This is a genomic window from Bartonella sp. MU70NMGDW (assembly GCF_042194085.1).
Classification (GTDB): domain Bacteria; phylum Pseudomonadota; class Alphaproteobacteria; order Rhizobiales; family Rhizobiaceae; genus Bartonella; species Bartonella grahamii.
Genome location: NZ_JBHIMK010000060.1, coordinates 1 through 11,513 on the forward strand (window position 1 = coordinate 1; position 11,513 = coordinate 11,513).

Below are 11,513 nucleotides of genomic sequence, written 5' to 3' on the forward strand. Positions count from 1 at the left end.
TTACGACGGTTGATATCATTTAATTTGGTTATATCAATGGTATATGTGATATTTTTGTTGGTATTGTGTTTCAAATTATATTGAATGATATGTAGATTACGAGTGGCGTTGCATTTCCCATAAAAGGGTATTGTATGGCATAGCTACATCCGACAAAGTACTCATATACTAACAAAAACATAAAAGACAGTCAGTATTTTAAAGGTATGGAAAATGCTTTTTCGTAACATATAAACTAATATATCTAGAATTTATGTAACACGATACGTATTTATTGTAAATAAATATTTTACAATTTTATATTTTTTAAATATATTATGTGTAAATATTGTTTATGTGCTTATTACTTGATTATTTTTTATTATGTCTTTTAAAGATATATTGTGTAATTTATTAAACAATTGCGTTATTTATTATCTATAACATTAATAATATTTATAAACGCTCTCATCATGCGTATTTTTAGCTTTATAACGTATCAGTTTTTTACTAAATGATTTTAATGATTTTTGTAGATTTTGTTTATAAGGGGCTCTAATTTGAACAACTTTAATAGGCACCGCGTTCTTTATAACCAACGCGTTCATTTGCATTGTGATTATGAAAACCTGTTTTTTCACGCATGCTCTATAGCTATTATATTTTTTATAGTCGTGGCATCATTTTTCATTTTCATAATATAAATAATAAAGATGATAATGCGCTTTATTGCCTGTTATAAAGACATCTAAAGAGAGACTGATAATTATAGAGGTCAGAAAACTCCCTTTTAATAGACTTTTGTCATTTTTCTGTCAGTAAATTGAACCGACAAAATAGATCATTTTAGTGAGTGATTAAATATATCTTATGATAAGCATGTGATCCTTTAAAGCCATTTCAAAAGATAGGTTCTAGTCATAAAAAATGCTATTAAGACCATTATGGTTATTAGTTTTGAGGTTCTTGAAGATTTTGAGGATTTTAGACACCTTCAAAATCTATAAGTAAAATGAATACATATAGCTCTTTTTCAACAGAGCTTTTGAAAACAATAAAGCTATCATTTTAGATTATGATATAATCTTTTAAAAGCAATCCAAATAACAGTGTCTAAAAGTGCAAAGCCTTGTCTTTAGAATAACACATATAAACTATCCTTTTAAGATTGTAGGTAATAAACTTAATAAGATGGTTAAAGTTATAGACTGCCTTTTTAAAGCAATACACAAGAGATCTTTATGAGGTGTGTTAACCTCATAAGTCTATTCGGTTTCTCACACTTCTAATTTTGGTAGTTTTTTAACAATTTTCATTGTTTCTAAACTTATAGTATGATCCTTTGAAACAACTCTAATGGATAAGCAGGGTTACTAATGGTTCCAATAGCATAGCGATTGGCATCATTAACGATGCCACTCTTTTTATCTATCTTTACACATTGACGCTCCATAACCCATTCAAGAGTGGGGTTGCCATTAACGATATACTCATAAGCTTCAAGAGGGATGTTTTTCATGATGATATTGCTGTTGTAAATAACAGTAGATTTATCCTTTTTAAAGGTCACAAGATAAGGCTCCACACTTTCATAATTTATGTGCAAGTGATCAAACTCACACTCTGTTGTCCACAATATCCTGAAATCTTCAGCGCTTTTTACACAGGGGATACGAGGCAATTCTTTGCATAAATTATGAGCATAGCGAGTACGGTAATCTTTTGAATGCAATAATCCGTAAGTTTAATAGAATAGATCATCTTTAGTTATGGTCTCACTAGGATAAGCAGCTTAAAATGCGTTAATCCTTTATCAGTGATGGCATCACGCCTCTGTAAACCAGATGTTTTTCTTTCCTTTATTGAATTTGTAAACAAATGGGATTGTTTCTCATCATGATCAGTTATAGAAGATTCAACATTTTTATAAAGATACTGTGGAAAGCATTGGCCTGTATCTATTGCATCTAGATTAGGTAAATTCTTAGCTATCAACACAGAAAAACAGCTTCGTGCTCCTATGCTTGTAATTTCTATGACTCTATTTTCTACTGCTTGCCCCATAGGGAATACATGTGGTATCTGATCAACTCCGTCATTGAAGATACGATTATAATAAAGCCATAGTCGTGTAAAAGGACGATACGAACTTTGCGTGAGACATGTCTCTTCAAATTCAAAAACCCTTCCTCTGATTAGTTCTTGCTTAACATTATAACTACAACTTATCTTTTTTACATCTAAAGTGATAAAATTATCTACGGTACGTGCACGTGTTGTTCGATCAGCATATAGATAGGTATCATTAAAACATTTTACTGCACTATTATAAAAAGCAATCATATTATTTATATTTTCTGCCCAAGCTCCGCCCTCCAATGTTGTGATAGCTCTTGAATTAAGACGTTTCATAAGAAGTATTTCTACTCCTTTCTTATACATTTTTTATTTACACGCCAGCCCTGCTTGTGACGTGCAAGCAAGTGATTTTGATTGATTCAAGATAAACAGGTTTGAAATAAGAGAATCTTACGTTATTCGGGACTCTCATTTAATATGCAAAACAGTAAATTATTTTTATAAATCAATATTTTGTCATTCAATAGGTATTGTGGCGTTCAAAGTCTTTTTTATGACTATAAAAAGAATTTCGAAAAATAAAAAAGCTTTCATTGAGAGCAAAGAAAGAATGTATGAAAGGTCTTTTCAATAAAATAATTATATTTGAAATGCTGGTCAAAGCTGTTGAGAGTGCAGTCCATAAAATTAGCAAAAGTAGCTTGTTGGTGTATTTTCTAGAAAAGTCATGAATGTTCGATTGTTAATTCATCCTTTCTTGGAAAGCTCGCTTCAGTTCAAATAGAAAAAGAGAGAGGTAAGGATATTGATAGGATAAGATATGCTGGAATTATTCAGTATTAAGACGCAATGAATGTTGTTTATATTTCTCTTTTTTAACTATTTTATGAGAGCGTAAATTTAAAGAATAGGAAAATAATTTTATTTATTTTCTTTAAACAGTTATTAGTAGATAAAAAGTTCTCTTTTAATCGATAAATTAAAAAAATAATGATTTTGTAAAATCCTGGTAAGCTTTATGTTAATTTTAAATATCATGCATTGATTTTGAATTATGCAGATTATTTATGTCAACCATAATAATAGTAAGTGAGCATAGACAATGACATTTAATTTTTTCGTCAATTTATTTCTATTTGTTATTTTTTTATTGTTGGTTTCTCAAAGTAAGAGAATGCAATGGAGTCTTTCACTACGTGTTATGCTAGGGCTTATCCTTGGCTTGATTTTTGGAAGTGTTTTGCAGTTTGTTTATGGAGAGGGTGAAAGCACTTTATTGAAATCCGTTGAATGGTTTAACATTGTTGGTGAGGGCTATATTTTATTGTTGCAAATGATTGTTATGCCACTGGTTTTTATCTCTATCGTTTCAGCAGTTGCTCATTTACATTCTGTTTATGCTGTTGGAAAGATGAGTATAATAACAATTTCAATATTGCTTTTTACAACGGCTCTTTCAGCATTGGTTGGTGTGCTTGTGGTTAATTTTTTTGGATTAACAACTGATGGTTTGGTGCATGAAGGGCAAAATGTTTCTGCTCTTCTTGAAGGTCATATTTCTAAACTTGGAGATATGAATATACCAAAGATGATTTTGTCTATGATTCCTAAAAATCCATTTGCTGAGTTGAGTGGAGCCAAACGTACGTCAATTATCAGTGTTGTTATTTTTGCGTCATTTTTAGGTGCAGCGGTTCTTCTTTTAAAGAAAGATGAGCCAGAAAAAGGAGAAAAAGCGCTTTTATTTATTCAAGTGGGACAAGCTTGGATTATGCGGTTAGTCCGTATTGTGATTGCTTTGACGCCTTATGGTATTTTTGCACTTATGACGAAAGTAGGAGGAACATCGCGTATTGCAGATATTTTAAATTTACTGGTTTTTATCATTGCATCTTATGTCGGTATTATTTTAATTTTTGGAATTCATGGTGTATTGCTTGGTATTTCTGGGGTTAATCCCTTTCGTTTTTTCAAAAAGGTTTTACCGGTTTTAACATTTGCTTTTAGCAGTCGTTCAAGTGCTGCAAGTATTCCTTTAAATATTGAAGCGCAAACACAGTGGATAGGTGTACCACAATCCATTGCGAGTTTTGCAGCTTCTTTTGGGGCAACAATTGGACAAAATGGTTGTGCTGGTCTTTATCCAGCGATGCTTGCGACCATGATTGCACCGTCTATGGGTATTAATCCTCTTGATCCTACTTGGATTGCTACGCTTATTGGGGTCGTGACGTTGAGTTCTATTGGTGTTGCTGGTGTGGGGGGAGGCGCTATTTTCGCTGCATTGATTGTGTTACCAATTATGGGGCTTCCTGTTACTTTGGTTGCTGTACTTATCTCTATCGAACCGCTAATTGATATGGGACGTACTGCTCTAAACGTGAGCGATTCAATGATAGCTGGAACGGTTACCAGTCAAATATTACGGACAACAGATAAAAGTATTTTTAAAAAATAATTTTAGATTATATTTTTTTGGGCTGTAAAACATCTGTAAGAGATATTTGCGCTGAACCAGGTTGTAGGGGTTTTTGTTGATGGGGATGAGGAGCCCAACCAGAGAGCCAGATGAAAGAAAAATGTGCACGAATACGTCCATCAGGATCACTAAATCGTTGTGCATAGATTTCAGCTGCGCGGAGAAAAAAACGTTTAGATACAGGGCGTCGTGAACGATTGATGAGTGCATTTTGCATTCCCATAGCTTTAAGATCGTGCATAAGGTCAAACATTGTATTATAACGTATTGTGATATCTTCAACGTCTGCTACAGGCAGAGCAAAGCCAACACGCTGTAAGAGAGCGCCTGCATCACGAATGTCGGCAAAAGGATAGATTCTAGGGCTTGCTCCACCATAAATTTCACTTTCAGCTTGCAGCAGGCTTTCCCGCAATTCTCTTAATGTACCAGCTCCTGCCATAACAGCAAGAAATAAGCCATCTGGTTTAAGGGTATTTTTTATCTGGCTTAGAACACCAGGGGTATCATTGGTCAATTGTAATGAAAGAAGTGAAACAATAAGGTCACAGTAACTTTGAGGTAAATCAAGAAATTCTCGATGACGTAAATGAAATTTTTTATCATGGCTTTGGTAAAGCGTATCGGTCTCAATACGTTCTATGGAACAAACTTTTCCAGATTTCATTAAAGCTTGCGCAGCAAGGTCTGTATGGCTGTGTAAATCGAGAGCTAATGTAAAGAGGCGATCAACAGTGCTAAGACGTTTATAGAGATCTTCTGCCATGTGAGAGAGTAAAAAGTCGTATCCTTTTTTTGCTTTTTGAAAGGCACGTTTTCGGAATTGTTCAATGCGGTTATGATCAAAAATTAAAGGATGCGACATATTGTGGAACACTTTCGCTCTATGGAAGAATATATTTTGAAAAGGTTCATTATTTGTGCAAGCTCTGTCAAGTTTATAATATAAAAGAAAAATAAATTTATAGAAGGTAAGAGTTTTTAAAGGAATTAAAATTATAAATTGAGGAAATACAAAGGAACTTTTGTTCTGAGGGAAACTTGTAAAAGCCTAAATTTATAATGTTGTATTTTCGAGAAGCGGCGTTGAGTAGTGGGGATATACTAAGTAAGTTCATTGAACGCTTGAAAACTGTGCTTTATCCACCAATTTGTCCTGGATGTAAGCAAAATGTTTCTACTTATGGCACGATTTGCTCCGAATGTTGGAAAGACCTTCAATTTATCACGAAACCTTATTGTCCTGTTATGGGGACTCCCTTTGTTTGTGATATGGGGGATGGTTTTCTCAGTGGTGAAGCGCTTCGTAATTCTCATCCTTTTTCACGTGTTCGCTCAGTCATTGTTCATAAAGGGCTTGCACGAACTTTAGTAACGCGCTTAAAATATGGTGATCATATAGAATTGGCATCATTTATGGCCAATTGGATGATGTTTGCTGGACGCGAGGTTATTGATGATTGTGATGTTATTATTCCCATTCCATTGCATTTTCGTCGTTTTTGGGAGAGGCGTTATAATCAATCTGCTGAGCTTGCACGTTATATTGCAGCATCACAAAAAAAGCTTTTAAAACCAAGTTGGCTTGTTCGTTGTCGGCATACCCGTCCGCAGGTTAGTCTTTCTTCAAGAGAAAGAAAACTTAACGTAAAAAATGCTTTTAAGGTTTCGCATAAGGTTAAAAAATATCTCAAAGGATGTTCTGTTTTGCTGATTGATGATGTATTTACAACGGGTGCAACAGTTACAGCAGCAGCTGCTGCATTAAAATATGCAGGTGCACGGCAGGTTGATGTGCTAACATTTTCGCGTGTTCTCAAAGAAGATTCTATTTTTCCCTCCTCGTAAGAGGAATTTAAAGTGAATATTATTAAAAAATATTGGAGGATAATACTATGAAAGAGATAATAATTTATACACGCCCTAACTGCCCTTATTGCACAAAAGCACGTGATTTGCTTAATAAAAAAGGCGTAAAGTATACAGATATTGATGCTTCCACATCCCTTCGCCAAGAAATGGTACAGCGTGCAAATGGACGTAATACATTTCCACAAATTTTTATAGGTGATTATCACGTTGGCGGTTGTGATGATCTTTATGCTTTAGAGGCTGAGGGAAAGCTCAATTCTTTATTACAAGGCGTATAATATTTGTAAATTACATATCCTTAAGACCGTTTTGCGAGAAGGAGATAGTTAACGCTCATGTCTTTTGAGCGATTCCAGCTGTCATTTAATGGGTTATAAGTAATACCTATCTCATCAATGACAGTCAGAGCGTTTTTTGATAAGAAATTTTTAAGTTCTAGAGGTTTTAGGAATTTTTTATAATCATGTGTTCCTTTAGGAAGCCAACGTAGAATATATTCAGCACCTACAATAGCAAGCCCCCATGATTTCCACGTGCGGTTGAGTGTTGAGACAAACATTAACCCTTGTGGTTTCAACATTTTTGCTGTAGCTGCTATGAAGAGATTAACATCAGCGACATGTTCAACAACTTCCATATTAAGGATAATATCAAACTTTTCTCCTTCATTGGCAAGAGCTTCTGCTGTCATCGTGCGGTAATCAATGGAAAGATCATTTTGAGCTGCATGGGTTTTTGCGACTTCAATATTTGTTTGTGCAGCATCAACGCCTACGACCATAGCGCCAAGACGTGCCATTGGTTCAGATAACAAGCCTCCTCCACAGCCAATATCAAGAATTTTCAAATTGTCAAAGGGCGTAAATGAACAAGGGTCACGATTAAACTCTAAACAAATTTTTTCTCTGATGTAAGCAAGGCGCGTTGGGTTAAATTGGTGAAGAGGTCGAAATTTTCCTTGTGGATTCCACCATTCTGTAGCAATACGTGAAAAATGATCAATTTCACTTTGATCAATAGTTGTTTGTGTTTCATCTATCATGTTGCCTGCCTTTTATTTTTAATGATCAAGTCCAGTAGATTTTATACAAAGTCAAGAGAAATTAATATAATCATAATGAAACTTGCACAAATGATAGATATTCGCTATGTCGAGAAAATGGTTAGTTGATACAGCATCTAATTCTCATTACCGTTTGAGATAAGAGATGTAAAGGTAAGAGTGTTATTAATGGCGCGCATTGTCATGAAATTCGGTGGAACATCTGTAGCAAATATTGAATGTATTCATAATGTTGCACGGCATGTCAAAAGAGAGATTGATGCAGGCAATGAGGTTGCAGTTGTCGTATCTGCGATGGCTGGTAAAACCAATGAGCTTGTTCAGTGGACGTGTGATGCTTCCTCCAAGCATAGAGATGCTCGTGAATATGATGTTGTGGTTGCTTCTGGTGAACAGGTTACTTCAGGTTTGTTGGCTTTGACACTTCAAGAAATGGGTGTGAATGCACGTTCATGGCTTGGTTGGCAAATTCCCATTCATACAGACAATGCGCATGGACGTGCACGTATTACTGATATTGATGGATCTTTTTTAATCGAGTGTTTTCAGGAAGGTCAGGTTGCTGTTATTGCTGGTTTTCAAGGGTTAGCTCCAGATAACCGGATTTCTACCTTAGGGCGTGGGGGATCAGATACAAGTGCTGTTGCTATAGCCGCGGCTGTACAAGCTGATCGCTGTGATATTTATACGGATGTAGATGGTGTTTATACAACGGATCCACGTATAGAACCGAAAGCGCGTCGTTTACCAAAAGTAGCTTTTGAAGAAATGCTGGAAATGGCTTCTCTTGGTGCAAAGGTTTTACAGGTTCGTTCTGTTGAATTGGCAATGGTTCATAAGGTTCGTACCTTTGTGCGTTCAAGTTTTGAGGATCCTGATGCGTTAGGCATGGAGGATCCAAAGAGTTCTTCTGGAACACTTATTTGCGATGAGGATGAAATCGTGGAACAACAAAATGTTACTGGTATTGCTTTTGCTAAGGATGAAGCGCAAATTTCCCTTCGTCGGCTTGCCGATCGTCCAGGGATTTCGGCAGCAATTTTTGGTCCCTTGGCTGAAGAGCGCATTAATGTTGATATGATTGTGCAAAATATTTCTGAAGATGGCTCAAAAACGGATATGACTTTTACTGTACCATCATCAGATGTAGAAAAAGCTGTTGCACTTCTTGAGAAGAATCGCAAAGAAATTGGATTTGATGTTCTCCAATTTGAAAGTGATCTTGCCAAGGTATCTGTGATTGGTATTGGAATGCGTAGCCATGCAGGTGTTGCCGCTACAGCATTTAAGGCTTTGGCTGAAAAGGGTATTAACATTCAAGCAATTACGACCTCAGAAATTAAAATTTCTATTTTGATTGATAGTGCTTACACTGAACTTGCGGTTAGAACATTACATGCTGTTTATGCACTTGATAAGGGATAAGCATTTTTTAGTTTCAACAAAGTTTCAATAACATAAAGCTTTAATATATATTAATAATTTTTGTTAAGGATAATTTATATTTTTAACTTAAATAGAATATTTAATACAGCAAAACTCTCTTATTTTAAACTTGTTCATGATGAATTTAAAAATGGTTGCTTATACATTACAAGAGAAAGATGTTTGGATAAAACTGTTTAAGAATGGATATAAAATATGCCGTTTATAAACGTTTTAGAGCCTATAGATAGGGATGGAGAAGTCTTTACAATAAGCTTTAATAGAAGAAGGAATAATGCACTGCGTTTATTCAAAGGATGCATGTTGCATGAGGGACAGCCTCGTGAATACAGATTTAATGTTATAAATCTTAGAGAAATTTGAGCTTATTGGATTAGTGACGGCATTACTAAAAATAGAATTGAAGATGTATTTTCTAGAGATATTTAGCTTGTCTCAAATGGTTGTTTATGGCTTTATATATATCTTGTAAATTTAATTTTTTCTGTATTATGAGGCAATAAAAAATATATCTCTATAGACAATATTTATGTTGCGCTATAAGTTATAAAATTACTATATCTTATGCGTTTGTGGCTTATAGAGCTCTTCAGAAGCACTTTTCATAAAATCATGTAACGATAGATCAAAATTAAATGATAATGTTATAGCGTGTTGCTTTCATTACTTAAATTTTTTCTTATGTCTATTTGTCTTTTTTTGAATTATGATTAAGATTTTTAGAGTTTTCGATACCTCCGTATATTCTTTAGGTTAACTTTCTTCTCTTAACTACTCTATTACAAGTATTTTCTTTGTCATACTGCCAATTACGCATGAAATACATTCTTTCATTTATGCCGTATATCGTGCTAGTTTCTTATCATGTTTACATATTTTTCCCACAATTTGTTTTTATTCAGTATATGAATGCGAAACGTATTCTCTTGTTTTGTAATTACTTTTTAATAGCATAATGCATTCGAATGGGGATATCCATTTGAAGTGAATATAAGATATGTTATCAAAGTGCAGTAATTAATACGTTTATTCCCAATAAAGATATTTTTATAAATATTATTTTACTCTTATTATATTTAATGTAGCGTTGTATAATTCGAAAGTCTCGGAAATATTGTTTTTTAAATTATCTGTAAAGAGTATTTTATGGTATCAAGAAATATAGAGCTAACTCCGTAAACAAAAAGAAAATAAATATCAACTAAGAGCGGGAAAAGGGGAGAGCAGCGGTATATACGCTCTATTTTTCTCCTGATCGTATGTTTTAGAATAGTCTAAATGACTAATTTTTTCCCGCGAGTTAATTACGTAAACGAGAGTGCTCCCTATGGAAGCATGCTTCAAGTTTAATTCTTTCATGGAGTGAGACAAGCGATGTGTTTATGATAAAAAACGAGGATATTTTTCCACTCCATTGTCAATCGAGTAGTGATTTTATAACGTTGTTATTCCAAATAAATCTTTTGTTTTTTGTTACCTGTATCAATATCTAATGTCAGCGTAGATGCATGTTGGACGATATATATTGAGACGAATAAGGGGACTACGAGCAACTCCTGTTTTTGTATGCCAGATAGGAACAAGGATGTTGCGTATACTTGTTGGGGGAATCTCTGAAATGGAGATAAAAGCTAATTGGGGGAGAATATAAAGCCATAAAAGTGAAAACCAGTTTCCATTTTACAATTTCCTTTTAATTCTGCTTTACAACTTTCAAAGGTATTGACAGAAATATCTTTTAAATAATGGATATTACATATTGGTTCACGTTTTTGTTTATTACGTTAAATAAATCGTATATGCCTTTCACGTAAAACAAAAACGCTATTATATTGCCAATTTACGCGCTTGTTTTAAAGAAATATTTTTACCAAAAATAATGTGCCTTTTAAGAAGATAAAAATTAAAGTTGTTTAAAATACCAGCAATAAAATCAGTAACGAGAAGGGTGGTTTATTGGGAAAAATAAGCCATGGAATTACTTAACTGATTACGGAATTTTGTTTATTCTTATCTGTTTCTTATAATTTAACATAAGATATTGATTTATAACAATTAAATTTTTATTTATAGTGAATAATTTTTCCGACGAAAGGCAGCTTCTCTGAAACCACGAAGCCTTTTATATTGAAACAATTAAAATCATTCCTGTGTATATCACGAGTGGAGTTGGTGTATGAATAAAAGATTATTGAAGAAAGGAATAAAAATATTTCTTATGAATCTTCTTAAGTGTCAAAGGTATTGCGACATTAGAGGTTAGTAAATAGTATGATGATGTTAAATTTCTCCTTCATAAGTGTAAAGATGAGGTGAGACAACGGATTTCACATTAAATATTGTCCGAATCCAACAAATGAGCAAAATTACTTTTTAAAAGTTTTGCATAAAAATGTATTTTCAATTAGCTCGTCAGGAGCTACGGGAAATTCCTTTATTGCGCTTAATATAAATAAATCCATATCCCAGACCGATAAGAGCAGATAAACCAGAGCCACAAAGGACCCCAATTTTTGCAGCATCAAGCAGAACAATATCTTTAAAAGCGAGCATTGAAACAAAGATAGACATTGTAAAGCCAATTCCTGCTAAAAA

At 33.9% G+C, this 11,513-nt stretch carries 7 protein-coding genes and 1 pseudogene; 4 read left to right on the forward strand and 4 right to left on the reverse strand.

From position 1 onward, the window contains the following. Positions 1-1,256: 1,256 nt before the first annotated feature. Positions 1,257-2,340, reverse strand: a pseudogene (locus ACFIKE_RS06470) (type ISP restriction/modification enzyme); the annotation flags it as partial. 820 nt (positions 2,341-3,160) lie between these two features. Between ACFIKE_RS06470 and ACFIKE_RS06475 the strand changes: the two are divergent. Beyond that, positions 3,161-4,516, forward strand: coding sequence for an L-cystine transporter (locus tag ACFIKE_RS06475; RefSeq protein ID WP_375625157.1), 1,356 nt, complete (start codon positions 3,161-3,163; stop codon positions 4,514-4,516). Positions 4,517-4,523: 7 nt separating this feature from the next. Here ACFIKE_RS06475 and ACFIKE_RS06480 read toward each other — a convergent pair whose 3' ends face one another. Then, a complete protein-coding gene (locus ACFIKE_RS06480) occupies positions 4,524-5,402 on the reverse strand; it encodes a methyltransferase (protein WP_375625156.1) in 879 nt (292 codons plus the stop codon). A gap of 197 nt (positions 5,403-5,599) precedes the next feature. Between ACFIKE_RS06480 and ACFIKE_RS06485 the strand changes: the two genes are divergently transcribed. Together ACFIKE_RS06485 and grxC are read left to right on the forward strand one after the other, a co-directional pair. Continuing rightward, a complete protein-coding gene (locus tag ACFIKE_RS06485; protein WP_375648745.1) occupies positions 5,600-6,385 on the forward strand; it encodes a ComF family protein in 786 nt (261 codons plus the stop codon). A 47-nt stretch (positions 6,386-6,432) separates the two neighbouring features. Further along, a complete protein-coding gene (grxC, locus tag ACFIKE_RS06490) occupies positions 6,433-6,687 on the forward strand; it encodes a glutaredoxin 3 (RefSeq protein ID WP_273787883.1) in 255 nt (84 codons plus the stop codon). Positions 6,688-6,707: 20 nt separating this feature from the next. Here the strand turns inward: grxC and ubiG are convergent, their stop codons facing one another. Continuing rightward, positions 6,708-7,451, reverse strand: coding sequence for a bifunctional 2-polyprenyl-6-hydroxyphenol methylase/3-demethylubiquinol 3-O-methyltransferase UbiG (gene ubiG, locus ACFIKE_RS06495; RefSeq protein ID WP_375625154.1), 744 nt, complete (start codon positions 7,449-7,451; stop codon positions 6,708-6,710). Between the two features lie 189 nt (positions 7,452-7,640). Here ubiG and ACFIKE_RS06500 point away from each other — a divergent pair, with 189 nt between their 5' ends. Continuing rightward, complete coding sequence (locus ACFIKE_RS06500; protein ID WP_375625153.1) at positions 7,641-8,897, forward strand: aspartate kinase; 1,257 nt, start codon at positions 7,641-7,643, stop codon at positions 8,895-8,897. Between the two features lie 2,433 nt (positions 8,898-11,330). Here the strand turns inward: ACFIKE_RS06500 and ACFIKE_RS06505 are convergent. After that, a partial coding sequence (locus ACFIKE_RS06505; protein ID WP_375648747.1) for a Na+/H+ antiporter NhaA occupies positions 11,331-11,513 on the reverse strand: 183 nt, incomplete at its 5' end.